Raw genomic sequence first — 15673 nt, 5'->3', positions numbered from 1 at the left:
ACAACGAAGGAAACTTCATAAGAGTAAGATTCCGTAGCTCAGCTGGTAGAGCAATACACTTTTAATGTATGGGTCCTGGGTTCGAATCCCAGCGGGATCACAAAAGAAAAGCTAATCGTAAGATTAGCTTTTCTTTTGTATAAAACGGTTAAATTCGAATATCACTCCCTGCTTTTATCAATCAATCATTGGATCTTGTAATGCTATAAATGATACGATCATCAGCTATACCATTTACAATAAAAATGAACTTGATGCAGTCATCTGTTGACTACTGTTATGTAGAAATAAGATCTAAATATCAAGAGAAAGAGTGCATAATCATACGAGTAATTCCAATGCTCATTATTAAAACAAACGAAGCGTAAGGAATTCATTAAGTACAAGTGAAAATTTACCTGACAAATAATTTATTCTAATGAAAAAATCAAATAAGGCCATATCAGCGGCATTACTATCTATGGTCAGTGTCCAAGGTGGTGCCTCTATCGCTAAACATCTTTTTCCTGCCATAGGAGCAACAGGAACAAGTATGTTGAGAATTGGCCTGTCTACCGTATTGCTAAATATTATAAATCGTCCTAAATTCTTTCAATTCACGAAACAACAATGGTTATATTGCGCTATTTATGGAATAGGAATTGCCGCAATGAATCTTATTTTTTATTTAGCCATCCAACGCATCCCCTTAGGACTGGCTGTAACGGTAGAATTTATAGGTCCACTTTTTCTAGCTTTATCTTTATCCCGAAAATGGTTAGACGTCCTTTGGGGACTGCTCGCTTGTGCAGGTATCCTATTTATTGTTCCATGGCAAAGTAACAATATAGATCTAATAGGACTTCTTCTCGCATTTCTAGCAGGTATATTTTGGGCAGTATACATTGTTATGGGCAGCAAGGTGACCGGCATTATGCCAGGAAAAGACGCTGTAAGCACGGGAATGCTATTTGCAACCCTAATTATTATACCCTTTGCCCTATGGGATGGTGGTATTTTTAATCTTACCCCAATGCTGTTTTTAAAAGGACTTGGCGTCGCTGTACTTTCTAGCGCAGTACCATTTTCACTAGATTTAGTGGCTTTAAAAAGACTTCCAGCAAAAACATTTAGTATTTTAACAAGTTTGCAACCGGCATTTGCCGCCCTATCAGGTATGATATTCTTATCAGAACGTCTTACTCCGTTACAATGGATTTCCGTTGCTTGCGTTATAAGCGCAAGTATGGGCGCTACTATTTTCAGCAAAACGAAACAACAGATCGAAGAATAATTAAGAACGATTTACCCTACATACGAACAATATTACAAAAGCGCTATCTCCTGATAGCGCTTTTTTTATGTCAATCGAATAAGAAATAAGTTATAGAAACAAATCGACCATAAACTAAAAGAAATAAAATCAATGAAAACCCGTTAAAATAAACGGATATATTATTTTATCTTTATTATCGATATCATATCGTCACTCAAATCTAAATTTAGTACCATGAATAATTTCGATTGGACATCATTTACAAAACGTATCGCGATTAAAGCCTCTCTTTCCGAGATTTATGAAGCTTGGTCTGTTGCGGCGAATTTAGAAAGATGGTTTTTGGAACGTGTCATTTTTCGTGATGGAGCAGGAAATCAGCTTGAACAGATCAACCCAGAAGAAAGCGGCATGCAGTACGATTGGTATTGGTACCTGGATCCGACGCCCATGCATGGAGAAATCCTTAAAGCAAATGGTAAAGATTTTCTCCAGTTTACATTTGAAGGCACCAGTTTGGTTGATGTGACATTAAGTACACTTCATGAGTATGTTATCGTAGAATTACGGCATCACCATATTCCACAGGACGATCACTCAAAGCAATACATTCGTCTGGGATGCTCTAATGGTTGGGCATTCTATTTACATAATTTGAAATCAGTATACGAAGGAGGTCTCGACCTTCGTAATAAAGACCCTAGAATCGGTAATATGATCAACAATTGATAATTGCCAAATCTTTAGCTATATCATGATATAATATACGTAAAATCTAATGCGACAAAAAGAGCACTTTTATCCCATACACTTTCATTAAAACAATTTATTAAATTGTCAATAACATGAAAAATAATGATTCTCGAAACATTACGTGCATTAACGATACACTAAGTTTTATTGAAAAGAACTACGATCAGGTGATATCCATTGAGCAACTCGAAGAAGTGTCTCATTATTCCTATAGAAATATCCAACGAATCTTCAGATACAGCTGCGGAGAGACTATTGGCAATTATCAGAAAAGGCTCAAATTGGAAAATGCCTACAAAATGATGCTTTACACCAACTGTAAAATTTCTGTAATTGCCCTAAAAGTTGGTTTTGCTAATTCAGCATCCTTTTCAAAAGCATTTAAATTACATTTCGGCATAACACCCTTTGAAGCTAAAAGAACAAAAATTCCATTATTTGAAAAGGGAGCTATAGTTCCTAATCTATCTACAGTAGACTTAAACCCCACGATAGTCTATGTTCCACTTACAAAAGTCTATTTCAAAGGTGGTTTCATGAGTTACGAATTTGATAAAATAGAATTGCTATGGGATGAATTTCTATCCTATGATTTTCCACTAAAAGACAATGAATATTATGGCATCATAGCAGATGAACCTTTAATCCGAGAAAATTTAAAATGCAGATATGACACCTGCTCTACTCTGCCATCATCATCCATAAAAATGCCTTCCAAAACTATAGGGGGTGGAAAATATGCTCAGTTTATCCATTACGGTTCGTATGAAAAAATTGAAGAAACATACGCACAGATCTATTCACAATGGATTTTAAATACTAAACTGGAATTTGGATGCACTCCCATTATCGAAAAGTATGTAAAACACCCTGACAATAGTAACAATACTTATGAACAGGAGACCTATATCTGGTTGCCATTAATTTAAAAAGTTGTCAATTTTGGACAACACATTATCTTCAATTGGCTATAATTTTGCAGTATTAAAAAAATTTATCCTATTAAAAATGTACAAAATGGCAACTTCACTCCTATTATTATCAACACTTGTATTATCCTGCACTAAAGCAGATCATAACATCCAATCGCCCTCTCAAATTGATACTGCAGTTATGTACACCATGCCAGAAGAATCTACTTTACATGAAGGCACATGGCTTCAATGGCCACATGAATACCAGTATGGAAAAACCTACCGCAATCGCTTAGACAAAACGTGGATAGCTATGACCAAAGCCCTAATATTAAATGAAAAAGTGCATATAATTGTCTATAACCAAGACGAACAGCAGAGAGTAATAAAGCTATTAGAACAATCACAGGTAAAACTTGATCATATTGATTTTACAATACAACCAACCGATGATGTATGGGTACGTGATAATGGTCCGATCTACGTTAAAAACAAAGATGGAAAAATTCTAATTGAAGATTGGGGATTTAACGGATGGGGTGAAAAAGCAACCTATATCAATTGCAATAAAATACCTTCGGAAATCGCCTTAAAGCAAAATATAGAAAAAGTAGATCTCAATAAAACTATGATAAATGAAGGCGGTAGTATTGAAATAGATGGGAATGGCACTTTACTAGCATGCAAAAGCTCAATTTTAAATGATAACAGAAATCCTGGTCTAACACAGAAGGAGGCAGAAAATATCTTTACAAAATACTTAGGTGTTCAAAATTTCATATGGCTTGACGGTAAAGCAGGACTTGATATCACCGATATGCATATTGATGGTTTTGCACGGTTTGCCGATAGTTCAACAATTGTCACCATGCACGAAGAAGACCTATTGTATTGGCAAGTGCCAACATCAGATATAAAGACGTTGAAAAATGCAGTTAATCAACATGCACTTGCCTACAAATTTGTAGAAATTCCTTTAACAAAAAATGAAGTTACAACGACGTATGGTAAAAATGTTGGAAAAGCATCCTATATAAACTACTACATCGCAAATCAAGTCGTACTAGTACCTAACTACAACGATCCTAATGATAAAATAGCAAACGAAATCCTTCAAAAATTATATCCACAAAGAAAGATAATCGGTATAGACTGTAGAAATTTATTTGCGAATGGTGGAATGGTGCATTGTGTAACACAGCAACAACCAAAGTAATTCCGATCAGAATATAGAAAATAAGATTTTAGATTCACTTTCCCAATACTAGCGCTGTGGCTTAGCACTAGTATTGGTACAATTCAAGTTCTCTATTTAAGTTTTCTTTTGCCCGTACTTCAAAACGGTTATAAAAATAATCTGTTTTAAAAATCCGGTCCATGGACAGAAAATGAGTTAATGCTTTCTTGCGACCAGAGTGGTACTGTACATCTGGATAAATCTGATATTCCAAGCGGATATTTGTATAGTATTTCGCATATTTCTCCCATGGTTGTCCCAAAATAGAAAGATCAGCATCAGTAAAATAATTTGTATCCTGGTCTACTGAAGCTAAGTGTGATTTTGTTGCTACAATCTGTTCCATGCATAGCCTTATTAAATCTTCAGGAACCGCAATCTCTTTCATCCGTTTTACAGCAAAATGAGCACTTTCATCTTCATTATTCTGTTTTGACGCATCGTAGATAATATCATGATAATAAAGTGTAAACAATAGAGCTTCCCAATTCTTGATCTTCTCTTTTACAGCCGTAAGTTCAAGCAGCAGATTTTCAAGATGATCTAAAGTATGGTAATGTCTGAGAGTATCACCATAATAGGCTTCTACCTCCCTCCAAAAGGAAGCGATCAGCTGCTCATCTTTCGTATAATTTTTCAATAGTGTTGCAAATGTTTCTTTAAGTATCATCGCTTTTAGATTATCATCATGTTACCGAGCATATCTGATGCCACAGATGAATAAGTTATTATTCAATAAATGAAAATGATGACATTCATCAATTTATGTGACATCTATCACATCAAACATCTTGACCCGCCGGCACTATTTAAGTAACTTAGTATGAATTTAAAAGCATAACAATATGGATAATACAATGAAAGCAGCACGCTGGTATGCAGCAAAAGATATCAGGGTAGAATCAACAGAAATCCCAGCTCCAAAAGCAAAACAAGTTAAAATTTCAGTTCAGTTCGCAGGAATCTGCGGCTCCGACTTACATGAATATGTCCACGGTCCACAGCTCATCCCGGTGGCCGCCCCCTATCCGCTCAATGGACATCAGGGCACAACCACATTAGGACATGAATTCTCCGGAATTATTGATGCCGTGGGCGAAGGTGTACATCATTTAAAAGTTGGCGACCGGGTAGTCGTAGAACCAATCTTTAAAAACTTTGATAGCCCCTTTATTGCAAACGGAGAGTACAACCTGTCAGAACCATTAGGCTTTGTTGGCCTATCAAGCAATGGCGGATTTGCTTCTTACGTTGTAGTAGAAGATTATATGGTGCACAAAATACCAGACACTATGTCCTTCGAGAAAGGTGCATTGGTAGAACCCGCAGCAGTAGCAGTTTATGCGGTCATGCAAAGTAATCTAAAAATCGGCGGAACTGTTCTAGTTTCCGGAGCCGGTCCAATTGGTTTATTATGTGTTCAGGCGGCCCTGGCAGCCGGAGCTAGTACCGTTATCGTAACCGATATCGCCGACAAACGTCTTGAAAAAGCAAAATCTATAGGAGCTACACATATCATCAATGCGAAAGAGGACGGTATACCCGAAAAAATTAAGACCATAACAGGTCTCGGAGTAGATGTTTTCCTTGATTGCGCAGGTGTACAAGCCTCCTATACAACGGGTATCACGAGTTTAAAAAATGGAGGAACCGCTGTATTAGTAGCACTATTTGGAAAACCTGTTACAACTGATGCGCTCGATCAAGTACTTCGTGAGATCACCATTAAAGGAATTATTGCCTATCGCAATATTTTCCCTCAAGTCATTGCACTGATCGATAGCGGTAGGATGCCGGTAGAGAAATTGGTTACACGCAAGATTGTTTTAGATGAAATCGTCACGAACGGATTTGAAGCCTTAGTTAACGATCCTACGGAAGTTAAGATATTGATTGATATACAAGCAAGCTAAATTTAAAAACAACTGCCCAAAAGTTGACTTGAAAATAATCATTAGGAATAAACAGCAAAGCCCAATCTTTCGATTGGGCTTTTTAGCTTTCGGACCAAAGAAAACGACTTTAAACCCTATCCGCTAATTATTAAACATTACATAACCTCTAAAAACTACCAACCTCGTGATCAACACCATTAACTGATAAAAATTCACCGATAGCCAACCGCACGTGATCACAATAATTTAAAATTTTTGAAAAAAAACTTGCGTAGCCAAATAACTACACTTATATTTGTAGTCAAATGACTTCGTAATTTTAAACTAACCAGTACTATGGAGATTTGGAACATAAAAAACCGATATATAATTGAAGAAATCGTATATCGATGTACTTTTTTAATACCAGAACCGTAAAGATCAAACAATGGATCGAAAACTAACATGCGATAAATAAGGTATTAAGTAATACCGCTCAAGTATAAACAGATCAACATACGAATTGTACCGAATAAAAAACACAGTATGAAAAAGAGAGATAAAATCATCTATTGGTTTTCTACCATTTGGCTAAGTTTAGGAATGGTGTCAACTGGAATTGTTCAGATCATCCACATGGATGAAGAAGTTAATAAAATGAAAGATCTAGGCTATCCCTCCTATTTTCTCACCATTATCGGTATTTGGAAGCTGCTAGGAGTAATTGCCATTCTCCTTCCAAAGCTCCCAGTAGTAAAAGAATGGGCATATGCAGGATTTTTCTTTCTAATGTCGGGCGCAATTTTCACCCACCTTGCAGTTGCTGATAAAGCAGTAACCTATTTTGGTCCTGCGCTGTTACTCCTGCTCACGATTATTTCGTGGTATTTCAGACCAGTTGAACGTAAAGTTTAGACCAGATGAAAATAGAACTGAATCCAGGAGTTGACAAATATTTGATAGATGGCTGTATGCGCTGCAAATATGGCGGTACACCATTATGCAAAGTCAATAACTGGAGAGAAGAATTAGAAATGCTCCGCCAAATTGTACTGGAAACGGGTTTGAAGGAAGAAATAAAATGGGGTGCACCCGTATATACCTCCAAAGGAAAAAATATAGTTTCCGTTGCTGCATTAAAACAATCCGCCAATATTGGTTTTTTTAAAGGTGTATTATTATCCGACGATCATAAAATCTTAACCCAACAAGGTAATTTACAATCGGACAGGATCATCAAATTTACCAATATAGCAGAACTCAAAAGATTAGAAAATACCTTAAAATCGTATATATCCGAGGCCATAGCGATAGAAGAAAGTGGTCAAAAGGTAAAATTTCAAAAAAATCCAGGACCTGTCCCCGAAGAACTCCTACAGGTATTCGAACAAGACTCTAAGTTAAAAACAGCATTTTACGCATTGACACCGGGGCGGCAAAGAGGATACATCATTTATTTTTCACAACCCAAAGTAGCACAGACTAGAATGGGAAGAATTGAAAAATACAGACAACAAATTTTAAACGGCATAGGAATAAACGATAAATACAGTTCCAAATAACAATAATACAACATGATCATAACGACATCAAAAAGTGATAGGACAGATCGTAAACACATTAAAGAGCTCAAGCAAATAAAAGTATAAAATGAACTTAAGAAGAGACGTTTTTCAAGCCCTTGCCGATCCGACAAGAAGAGCAATATTGCTACTGGTTGCCTCACATGCGATGCCTGCTGGAGCCATTGCTTCCAATTTTGATACATCCAGGCCCACCGTTTCTAAACACCTGCAGATTTTGACCGAATGTGAGCTCCTAAAACCTGAGCAAAATGGGCGGGAAATCTATTACCATCTCAATCCGCAAAAAATGAAAGAAATTGCAGATTTTATCGAACCCTTCCGCCAGATGTGGGATGACAGATTCAATAAATTAGAAGCCGTAATGAAAAACTATATAGCCAAATAATCATGGAACAGAAAACAAAAATCAGTGCCGAAGATGATAAACAAGAAATCATCATCACACGCGAATTTGATCTTCCTCTAGAATTGCTTTTTAAAGCATATGAAGAAGTTGATCTCTTCGAACAATGGATGGGTACAAAAGTACTGAAACTGGAAAACAAGAAACATGGTGCCTATGCATTTGAGACATCACACGATGGCACTGTTGTATTTCGGGCAAACGGAACAATCCATGAATTTGTACCAAACGAAAAAATCACAAGAACATTCGAGATGGAAGATAGTCCATTCCCTGTTCAGCTTGAATACCTCACATTTGAACCCTATACAGATGCAAGCAGTAAACTTACTATCCAGATTATTTTTAAATCTGTTGCTTTTAGAGACCAGCTGCTCAAGATGCCTTTTGCACAAGGCATTAATACGGCGCACAACCGGTTACAGGAGATCTTAAATACACAGAAACAAGATTAGGACAACTCAATATCTATTAACAGACCGTTTCTTTGTCTATGAATTACGTCTAGTTGTTCCAGACAATAAATCAGGCCTTATACCTAAAAAACAACCATTATGAACACACAGGTAGAACATTTCTTTGAAAAAACACAACAATGGTCCGAAGAGTTCAATTTACTTCGCGATATCATTACTGAAAACAAATCCTTAGAAGAAGAATACAAATGGATGCATCCATGCTACACGCTTGATGAAAAAAACATCGTTCTTATTCATGGTTTTAAAGAATATTGCGCGCTCCTGTTTCATAAGGGAGCTTTACTCAAAGATCCTGAAGGTATACTGATCCAGCAAACAGAAAATGTACAGGCAGGCAGACAGATCAGATTTAAACATATAGCAGAGATTATCACGTTAAGACCAGTTATCCAAGCTTACATACAAGAAGCCGTTGAGATCGAAAAAGCAGGATTAAAGGTGGAACTTAAAAAAGTGAATGACTACCCCATTCCTGAAGAATTCCAACAGGTACTGGCACAAGATCAAGAATTAAATACAGCATTCTATTCGCTAACACCTGGCCGACAAAAGGGATATCTATTTTATTTTAATCAGGCGAAACAATCCAAAACACGGCAAAATCGAATTGAAAAATATTATCAGCAGATCCTGGACCGCAAAGGGATTGATGATTAAAGGCCAGTAAAACCGAGACCTCTATCACAAAATAAAGAAGCCCGGTTTTACTCTCCATTACTACCGTACCAGTACAATTATTTTGGAATCACATTTTCATAGCGGAGACGTTCAAATAATTGGATAAAGGCATCTTCAGTATTCTGATATGCCGTAAATCCCAGTTTCCGGCTATTGGCCATATCCACCATCACTTCGATAGGTCTGCCCAGATCAAGATCTGTATGCCATGGTGAAGCCAATTGAAAAAGTTCATGCTGTTCCAGTCCATACTCCTTTACCATATCAGACCACAATTGACCATCATTTTTAAGTTGTTCGGCAAGAGGCCTCGGCTCTCCATGAAATCCTTCAGCCTCAATGCCGAAATATGACGCGATGCGCTCCCATAACCAACTCCACCGAAAGACATCGCCATTCACAATATTAAAAGCCATATTTTTAGCTTCCTCCGTAGTCGAAGCCCAAATTAACTGTTTCGCCAGAACACCGGTATCCGTTACATCCGAAATTCCGTTCCATTGCGCTTCCGAACCAGGCCAGATCAATTTCGTCCCTTTCTCCTTACAGATACAGGCATATACAGCAAGCGTTACCCCGAGATTCATTAAGTTACCGATCGCATGCCCAATAACCGTATGCGGTCTATGGATACTCCATGTAAATCCATCCCTAGCTGCGGCTTCATACACCGCATCTTCCTGAGCATAATAAAAATTCGGATGATTTAATCTCGGTTGTTCTTCCCGGATAGGTGTATTGGGAAACACGCCCGTAGCTACATATGACTCAAATGGACCTAAATAATGCTTTAACCCCGTTACCAAAGCCACATGCGCAACAGTTTTCTTTTCAGACAGAACATCGAGAAGATTACGGACAAGAGCACGATTTACAATAATATTTTCTGCCTCATTGTCTTTCCGCATCCATGTTGTAAAAAACACATGTGTTGGGTAAACATTTTCAAGTGCGATCTTCAGATTTTCAACATCCATAAGATCAGCTTTTACCGGAATTACGCTGTTATCAGTTTTACCGGGATGACGTGCCAGACCATAAGTTTGCCATCCATGGCCAACAAGCTCCTCAGCCAAACGACTTCCCGTGATCCCTGTTGCGCCAACTACTAATGCAATTTTATCCATTGTTATATCTCTTTAAATTTCTACAACAAAGTTCGCTGCATTAAAAACTGAAAGAGATGATACAGATCAAGAAATTCCATTGATCCAGATCAATGGAATTAATCTGTAGATGCAATTTTCTTACGGATTCTACTCAGGGTTTCAGGAGCCAATCCCAGATAAGATGCCACCAGATGTTGCGGCACACGTTGCATAATTTCAGGGTTCGCCTGTAGCATACGCTGAAATTTTTCTTCAGCAGTATAGCTGTTCGAACTAATCAGGCGTTCATCTTTTGTAACCAAACTATTTTGATAGAGCATTCTAAAATACCGTTCCATCACCGGTACCTCTTCCATCAATTGTTCATAATCTGCCCGCGATAAAAGCAGTAACTCGGTATCTTCAATAGCATCTATATAGAGAATTGCCGGTTGCTGATTAATAAAACTTTTAAAATCAGACACCCACCAGCCTTCCCAGCCAAACAGGCTGATATGCTCATTTCCTTTCTCATCCAAACGGTACGATTTGATAAGACCTTTTTTCACAAATGAAAGATGCGTACAAATAGCCCCTTCTTCCAAGATATATTGCTTCTTTCTGATTTTTTTGAATGTAAAAAAAGAAGCTATCGCCTCTTTGTCACCACGAGAGAGCGTCACTTTTTTTTCAATATGAGAAAATAATACTTCTAACATGAATTTTCATTTATAGCATCTTCAAACTTAAATAAATTTGTTTTATTTACCCCAGAAAAACCTCCTAAACACCAAACATATTCACGCATGCATCTGTTTTATACCCGATATAAAAACATTAAACCCAAAGACATGATCATTCAATATTTGACAACCGAATTCGAACAAGAGGTCAACAACACCCGTAAATTACTGCAGGCAGTGCCTGAAAAAGACATACACTACAAGCCAGCAGATATTTCCTGGACAATGGGAGAACTGGCACAACATATCGCAACCATTTATTATTGGTACGTAGGCACATTTACAGAAGATGTATATGATATGGCCACCGATCATCTTGAACGCGGTGCACCTGATGATATCAAGGCCACGCTCGAACTATTTGAAAAAAATGTAGCACGAGCCAGAACCGCTCTATCAACACTTACAGAAGAAAAACTACGCGATCACTGGACAATGAAAGCAGGTGAACGCATACTCTTAGGACCACTGGAAAGAGGCATTGTGGCACGAGGATTCCTTTTTAATCATATTTATCATCATCGTGGCGAATTGATTGTTTATCTAAGAGCAACCGGCAATAAAGTACCTGGACTGTATGGTCCTACTTACGAAGACAGCAAAAAAATGTAAACACAAGTAACGCCGTATTAAAGACCAGTTTAGCATGCAGATCAGTTATAAAAAATAACAGGACAGATTAATCCCATAGCAGACCTACCCAATGATAGATCTGCTATGGGATTAGTATTAACTGTACATTCAAGACAAAACGTGCCACGAAATTTAATCCTTCTCATCATTTAGTTTAAAACCTTTTACAATTTTCTTACCAGGCATATGAAACTCCAAAACCAGACTATCTGGCGTATCCTTTAAGACATCCAGGCCGATCACACTTTCATATCCCACCTTAAGATGATCATTTTTCAGGAAATCGGCATCGGTAAACAAAATCACCTTCTCAACAATTCCTTTATTTTTAATAATCTGTAACCGCGGACGGGCCATCACACTTTGAATAAGCTGTACTCTATATTTCCCGCTATCTGGTGTATAGTACGATCGTCTTTCCATGCCTGTACTTGAAAATAGAATACCAAAAAAAGGCAACATCATCGCGGCTATACTAAACAATAGCCCCAATACTAATACGATACAGTATATTTTCGTATAAATACTTTTCCAGAAAATAATTAGAAACGGAAGCGTAGTGAGTAGCCATATCCAAAAGACCAAGCGGTCACTCCAATACCCAGCCAAACTGATCTGCCACGTCAGTATAACCGTAATATCGACCAACATGATCAGTGAGATCAGCATATAAGCGATATAAAACTTTTTTCTACCTGTCACTTTTTGCATAACTCCATTAGATAATTTAACGACAACTTCATGAACGGCTAAAATAGAATTATTCTCCTGAAATTAAACTATGGGATCATATTTATATGACTCGCCTTCACTAAGGAAGGAAAATACGGCAACACTTCTGCTCCCAGCTCATCAATAACATCGGCAATAGGTCTCTTACTGAATTGAATCCCTAAAGCTGCATGATTGACACCCGCTTCCTGCCATTCATGTAACAGTTCCAATAAACCATTCCTTCCTGTTTTAAGCACAAATCCACCCTGCAATGGCGTTCGCGGAAAATTGGGATCTTCCGTTAGTTCAATCCATTCATTGGTCATATGAGGCTTAAAAATCTGATCGGGAATTAAGTCACGCCAAGCTTTTATCTTTTCTCCCAAAGGCCTAACATGTAATTTCGATGTTGTTGCTCCCGGATAAGTAATCCAGCCATCCCCATGTTCAGAAATCCAAGAAAGAGGCTGTTGACTGCCACCTGTTATTAAACTCGGAATATATCCCTGAACAGGTTTGGGGATAAGATCCAATCCGTCAATGTGGGTCAGCTCAGACTTAATTTTTGGATAATGTTCCTTATTTAAGCTTCGAAAATCCTGTAAAACCTGTCTAAAACGTTCACCTCGATGCTCAAAATCTAATCCAAATGCAGGAAATTCAATCGATCTATCCCCCGATCCTACTCCTAGCAATAATCTGTTATTGGATAGCTGATCTAAAGAAGCGGCTGTCTTTGCTAAAGAAATCGGGTGCCAGAAAGGTAAAACAATACTTCCTGTTCCTAATGCAACCCTACTTGTCTGTCCGGCGATAAAAGATAAATAACTAAAAGCATCATACACTTGACCAGCATCACCAAAACTCGGATCAAACATCGGAATATCACGAACCCATATCGACGCAAAATCTAAGCGATCGATCTGTTTTATATATGCCATATGCTCCTCAACTAGGGGAAGCTTTCCGCTATATACTTCTAGGGGAAGAAATAGGCCAATAGTCAACACATCTGGAGCAAATACACGGTTAAATGCATAGTGGTTTTCAAAGTTTCTTATCATGTTCTAAAATTTTAATGTAAAAAATTATACAATTTCGATATATCTAGATTTATAGATATACCTAATTAAAAAAAGGAAGGTTTTTTACCTTCTGAAATGGATTATCAAATAAAATGAGTTGTATGTACAGATCTAAATCAGGTCAATAGCTTATTTAGAGATTGTGTTCAGATCCGGATTTCCTTACAGCACCGTAACTGTATTAAAAACTGATCCCTAAAACCCACCATGTATTTCGATATATCTAGATTTATAGATGTACTTGAATACAAAAAAATGAAGATATTTATATCTCCATCCATCAAATAAAAAATGAGTAACTACAGCGTATTCTTAATATAAGAAGCCAATTCCTGAAGTTTTTCCTCATTTCTCTTATAATAAGTCCATTGTCCCTCCCGTACAGATTTCAACAAACCACAATTCACCATCGATGTCAAATATGATGAAATCGTTGATTGTGACAAACCGGCCTTCTTTTGGATCACGCTCATGCAAACACCATAATCCGTTACCTCCGGTTCAATATCTTCAGCTACAAAATGATCATGAGGATTTTTCAACCACTGCAAGATCTGTAACCGATGTTCATTTGCTAAAATCTTAAAAATATCAACCATATCTATATATCTAATAATCTCGAAACAAACATAACAATTAAGCGCTCCATATTTGTTGTCTTTATGTCATCTTGATACATTTATTAATGAGCTTTTCAACAAAGCAACATTGAGCTTTTGAGCAAAACAGCCTCTTTATAATCCCGCTACCTTTGAATAAACAAATCAGCAGAACATGAAAAAGATAAATCAGATTTATGTAAACGGTGCCTTTATCACACCTCATGGGACAGAAACTTTTGATCTCATTAGCCCTACTACTAATGAAAAATTGGGTGAAGTTACCCTTGGGGACGAAATGGATACCCATATTGCGGTCCAGGCCGCCAAAGAAGTATTCAAAACATTCTCTAAAACAAGTAAAGAAGAACGTATTGCTTATCTGCAAAAACTGCATCAAGCTGTCAGTAAGCGCGAAGAAGAACTGATTGCCATTATGGTCGAAGAATACGGCGGAACTTACCAATTTTGCCAAGCCAGTGTACATATTGCCATCGCGGCATTCCCCACGATGATCGAAACACTTCAAAACTATGACTTTGCAAAAACTGTTGGACAATCACAGGTCCGTATGGAGTCATTAGGGGTTGTCGGCATCATCACCCCCTGGAATGCCAGCAATGGTTTTATCTGCAGTAAGCTTGCCACAGCTATTGCTGCCGGATGTACCGTCGTCATTAAGCCTAGTGAAATGAGTGCCCAACAGACGCAGCTTATTGCCGCATGTTTCCATGAGGCGGGTTTACCTAAAGGCTTATTCAATATCGTAAATGGTCTAGGAAATGTTGTAGGCGCCGCAATAACCAATCACCCCGATATTGCCAAAATATCCTTCACAGGTTCAACTGCGGTTGGGAAAATGATTGCTAAAGGTGCGGTAGATACCATGAAACGTGTCACTTTGGAGCTTGGTGGTAAATCCCCCAATATTATTTTGGACGATGCCGATTTCGAAACTGTTATCCCAATGGCTATCTATGGTGCTTATATGAATAGTGGTCAAGCCTGTATTGCTCCTACCCGACTGCTAGTCCCTGCAAGCAAACTAGATCAGATCAATGCTTTAGCACAAGCCACCATCGCACATGTAAAAGTCGGTAATCCTGCAGATCCAGATACCCATGTAGGCCCCATGGTAAGCCGTAAGCAATATGAGAGAGTTCAACAGTTCATTCAGATCGGACTTGATGAAGGAGCAACGTTACTAACAGGAGGTCTGGGTAAGCCAGCAGGTTTGGAAAAAGGTAACTTTGTTCAAGCCACCATCTTTACAAACGTTCGTAATGATATGCGTATCGCACAAGAAGAAATATTCGGTCCAGTCCTCTCCATCATTCCGTACCAGAATGACGAAGACGCTATTTCCATTGCAAATGACACCACTTACGGTCTAGCGGCATATATCAGCTCACCAGATCTTGCACGTGCCAATCGCATAGCATCACAGATTGATGCAGGAAGTATCTGTATCAATGGCTTTAAACATGATCCACAGGCTCCTTTCGGAGGATTCAAGCAGTCAGGTATCGGCCGAGAGTTCGGAACTTATGGATTAGACGCATATTTAGAACCCAAAGCAATTTTAAGCTAAATAGCTAAAATTCAACATCCTTATCTTAAATTTGCATCAGA

Annotated in this window: 18 protein-coding genes and 1 tRNA gene; 13 read left to right on the top strand and 6 right to left on the bottom strand. The window is 37.9% G+C overall.

From position 1 onward, the window contains the following. Positions 1 to 27 precede the first annotated feature (27 nt). The 5 genes from ACFS6I_RS08185 to ACFS6I_RS08165 all read left to right on the top strand — a co-directional run bounded on the left by ACFS6I_RS08185 (position 28) and on the right by ACFS6I_RS08165 (position 4138). Positions 28 to 100 (top strand) — tRNA-Lys (locus tag ACFS6I_RS08185). 318 nt (positions 101 to 418) lie between these two features. Then, positions 419 to 1273: an EamA family transporter gene (locus tag ACFS6I_RS08180; RefSeq protein ID WP_380919540.1), complete on the top strand. Its 855-nt coding sequence runs from the start codon at positions 419 to 421 to the stop codon at positions 1271 to 1273. A 216-nt stretch (positions 1274 to 1489) separates the two neighbouring features. Next, positions 1490 to 1984, top strand: coding sequence for an SRPBCC family protein (locus ACFS6I_RS08175; RefSeq protein ID WP_380919538.1), 495 nt, complete (start codon positions 1490 to 1492; stop codon positions 1982 to 1984). Between the two features lie 116 nt (positions 1985 to 2100). Further along, positions 2101 to 2937, top strand: coding sequence for an AraC family transcriptional regulator (locus ACFS6I_RS08170; RefSeq protein WP_380919536.1), 837 nt, complete (start codon positions 2101 to 2103; stop codon positions 2935 to 2937). Between the two features lie 88 nt (positions 2938 to 3025). Next, entirely contained in the window at positions 3026 to 4138 is a 1113-nt protein-coding gene (locus tag ACFS6I_RS08165; RefSeq protein ID WP_380919534.1) for an agmatine deiminase family protein, read from the top strand. A gap of 67 nt (positions 4139 to 4205) precedes the next feature. On the opposite strand, the gene ACFS6I_RS08160 is transcribed toward ACFS6I_RS08165, so the two are convergent. Next, the gene (locus ACFS6I_RS08160) at positions 4206 to 4829 is read right to left on the bottom strand and encodes an HD domain-containing protein (protein WP_380919532.1); all 624 of its coding nucleotides are present in this window, start codon (positions 4827 to 4829) and stop codon (positions 4206 to 4208) included. Between the two features lie 175 nt (positions 4830 to 5004). Here ACFS6I_RS08160 and ACFS6I_RS08155 point away from each other — a divergent pair, with 175 nt between their 5' ends. The 6 genes from ACFS6I_RS08155 (at position 5005) to ACFS6I_RS08130 (ending at position 9158) form a co-directional block, all read left to right on the top strand. After that, positions 5005 to 6072 carry a 2,3-butanediol dehydrogenase gene (locus ACFS6I_RS08155; protein WP_168126691.1) on the top strand — a complete coding sequence of 356 codons (1068 nt, stop codon included), beginning with the start codon at positions 5005 to 5007 and terminating at the stop codon, positions 6070 to 6072. A gap of 507 nt (positions 6073 to 6579) precedes the next feature. After that, positions 6580 to 6948, top strand: a complete 369-nt coding sequence (locus tag ACFS6I_RS08150; RefSeq protein WP_021191581.1) for a DoxX family protein — start codon at positions 6580 to 6582, stop codon at positions 6946 to 6948. Between the two features lie 5 nt (positions 6949 to 6953). Continuing rightward, a complete protein-coding gene (locus ACFS6I_RS08145; protein ID WP_380919529.1) occupies positions 6954 to 7595 on the top strand; it encodes a YdeI/OmpD-associated family protein in 642 nt (213 codons plus the stop codon). Positions 7596 to 7683: 88 nt separating this feature from the next. Beyond that, complete coding sequence (locus ACFS6I_RS08140) at positions 7684 to 8004, top strand: ArsR/SmtB family transcription factor (protein WP_132768519.1); 321 nt, start codon at positions 7684 to 7686, stop codon at positions 8002 to 8004. A 2-nt stretch (positions 8005 to 8006) separates the two neighbouring features. After that, positions 8007 to 8477, top strand: a complete 471-nt coding sequence (locus tag ACFS6I_RS08135) for an SRPBCC family protein (protein WP_380919527.1) — start codon at positions 8007 to 8009, stop codon at positions 8475 to 8477. Between the two features lie 99 nt (positions 8478 to 8576). Next, entirely contained in the window at positions 8577 to 9158 is a 582-nt protein-coding gene (locus tag ACFS6I_RS08130; protein ID WP_380919525.1) for a YdeI/OmpD-associated family protein, read from the top strand. Between the two features lie 77 nt (positions 9159 to 9235). On the opposite strand, the gene ACFS6I_RS08125 is transcribed toward ACFS6I_RS08130, so the two are convergent. Together ACFS6I_RS08125 and ACFS6I_RS08120 are read right to left on the bottom strand one after the other, a co-directional pair. Further along, the gene (locus ACFS6I_RS08125; RefSeq protein WP_380919523.1) at positions 9236 to 10306 is read right to left on the bottom strand and encodes an SDR family oxidoreductase; all 1071 of its coding nucleotides are present in this window, start codon (positions 10304 to 10306) and stop codon (positions 9236 to 9238) included. A gap of 98 nt (positions 10307 to 10404) precedes the next feature. Further along, a complete protein-coding gene (locus ACFS6I_RS08120; protein ID WP_380919521.1) occupies positions 10405 to 10986 on the bottom strand; it encodes a Crp/Fnr family transcriptional regulator in 582 nt (193 codons plus the stop codon). A gap of 87 nt (positions 10987 to 11073) precedes the next feature. Here ACFS6I_RS08120 and ACFS6I_RS08115 point away from each other — a divergent pair, with 87 nt between their 5' ends. After that, positions 11074 to 11622 carry a DinB family protein gene (locus ACFS6I_RS08115; protein WP_380919519.1) on the top strand — a complete coding sequence of 183 codons (549 nt, stop codon included), beginning with the start codon at positions 11074 to 11076 and terminating at the stop codon, positions 11620 to 11622. A 153-nt stretch (positions 11623 to 11775) separates the two neighbouring features. Here ACFS6I_RS08115 and ACFS6I_RS08110 read toward each other — a convergent pair whose 3' ends face one another. The 3 genes from ACFS6I_RS08110 to ACFS6I_RS08100 all read right to left on the bottom strand — a co-directional run bounded on the left by ACFS6I_RS08110 (position 11776) and on the right by ACFS6I_RS08100 (position 14041). After that, the gene (locus ACFS6I_RS08110; RefSeq protein WP_380919517.1) at positions 11776 to 12354 is read right to left on the bottom strand and encodes a hypothetical protein; all 579 of its coding nucleotides are present in this window, start codon (positions 12352 to 12354) and stop codon (positions 11776 to 11778) included. Between the two features lie 68 nt (positions 12355 to 12422). Then, positions 12423 to 13421 carry an LLM class oxidoreductase gene (locus ACFS6I_RS08105; protein WP_380919515.1) on the bottom strand — a complete coding sequence of 333 codons (999 nt, stop codon included), beginning with the start codon at positions 13419 to 13421 and terminating at the stop codon, positions 12423 to 12425. Between the two features lie 320 nt (positions 13422 to 13741). Continuing rightward, positions 13742 to 14041, bottom strand: coding sequence for an ArsR/SmtB family transcription factor (locus ACFS6I_RS08100; protein ID WP_380919513.1), 300 nt, complete (start codon positions 14039 to 14041; stop codon positions 13742 to 13744). Between the two features lie 175 nt (positions 14042 to 14216). Here ACFS6I_RS08100 and ACFS6I_RS08095 point away from each other — a divergent pair, with 175 nt between their 5' ends. Further along, the gene (locus ACFS6I_RS08095) at positions 14217 to 15632 is read left to right on the top strand and encodes an aldehyde dehydrogenase family protein (protein WP_380919511.1); all 1416 of its coding nucleotides are present in this window, start codon (positions 14217 to 14219) and stop codon (positions 15630 to 15632) included. The last annotated feature ends 41 nt before the right edge of the window (positions 15633 to 15673 follow it).

It is taken from the genome of Sphingobacterium anhuiense (genome assembly GCF_042686355.1).
Lineage (GTDB): Bacteria > Bacteroidota > Bacteroidia > Sphingobacteriales > Sphingobacteriaceae > Sphingobacterium > Sphingobacterium anhuiense.
This window is presented reverse-complemented; position numbering and strand designations above follow the sequence as displayed.

Coding starts and splice junctions, on each gene's coding strand:
- ACFS6I_RS08120 (WP_380919521.1), bottom strand. CDS start 10,986: ATGTTAGAAGTATTATTTTCTCATATTGAAAAAAAAGTGACGCTCTCT.
- ACFS6I_RS08135 (WP_380919527.1), top strand. CDS start 8,007: ATGGAACAGAAAACAAAAATCAGTGCCGAAGATGATAAACAAGAAATC.
- ACFS6I_RS08140 (WP_132768519.1), top strand. CDS start 7,684: ATGAACTTAAGAAGAGACGTTTTTCAAGCCCTTGCCGATCCGACAAGA.
- ACFS6I_RS08150 (WP_021191581.1), top strand. CDS start 6,580: ATGAAAAAGAGAGATAAAATCATCTATTGGTTTTCTACCATTTGGCTA.
- ACFS6I_RS08115 (WP_380919519.1), top strand. CDS start 11,074: ATGCATCTGTTTTATACCCGATATAAAAACATTAAACCCAAAGACATG.
- ACFS6I_RS08180 (WP_380919540.1), top strand. CDS start 419: ATGAAAAAATCAAATAAGGCCATATCAGCGGCATTACTATCTATGGTC.
- ACFS6I_RS08105 (WP_380919515.1), bottom strand. CDS start 13,421: ATGATAAGAAACTTTGAAAACCACTATGCATTTAACCGTGTATTTGCT.
- ACFS6I_RS08170 (WP_380919536.1), top strand. CDS start 2,101: ATGAAAAATAATGATTCTCGAAACATTACGTGCATTAACGATACACTA.
- ACFS6I_RS08125 (WP_380919523.1), bottom strand. CDS start 10,306: ATGGATAAAATTGCATTAGTAGTTGGCGCAACAGGGATCACGGGAAGT.
- ACFS6I_RS08100 (WP_380919513.1), bottom strand. CDS start 14,041: ATGGTTGATATTTTTAAGATTTTAGCAAATGAACATCGGTTACAGATC.
- ACFS6I_RS08155 (WP_168126691.1), top strand. CDS start 5,005: ATGGATAATACAATGAAAGCAGCACGCTGGTATGCAGCAAAAGATATC.
- ACFS6I_RS08110 (WP_380919517.1), bottom strand. CDS start 12,354: ATGCAAAAAGTGACAGGTAGAAAAAAGTTTTATATCGCTTATATGCTG.
- ACFS6I_RS08145 (WP_380919529.1), top strand. CDS start 6,954: ATGAAAATAGAACTGAATCCAGGAGTTGACAAATATTTGATAGATGGC.
- ACFS6I_RS08095 (WP_380919511.1), top strand. CDS start 14,217: ATGAAAAAGATAAATCAGATTTATGTAAACGGTGCCTTTATCACACCT.
- ACFS6I_RS08130 (WP_380919525.1), top strand. CDS start 8,577: ATGAACACACAGGTAGAACATTTCTTTGAAAAAACACAACAATGGTCC.
- ACFS6I_RS08175 (WP_380919538.1), top strand. CDS start 1,490: ATGAATAATTTCGATTGGACATCATTTACAAAACGTATCGCGATTAAA.
- ACFS6I_RS08165 (WP_380919534.1), top strand. CDS start 3,026: ATGGCAACTTCACTCCTATTATTATCAACACTTGTATTATCCTGCACT.
- ACFS6I_RS08160 (WP_380919532.1), bottom strand. CDS start 4,829: ATGATACTTAAAGAAACATTTGCAACACTATTGAAAAATTATACGAAA.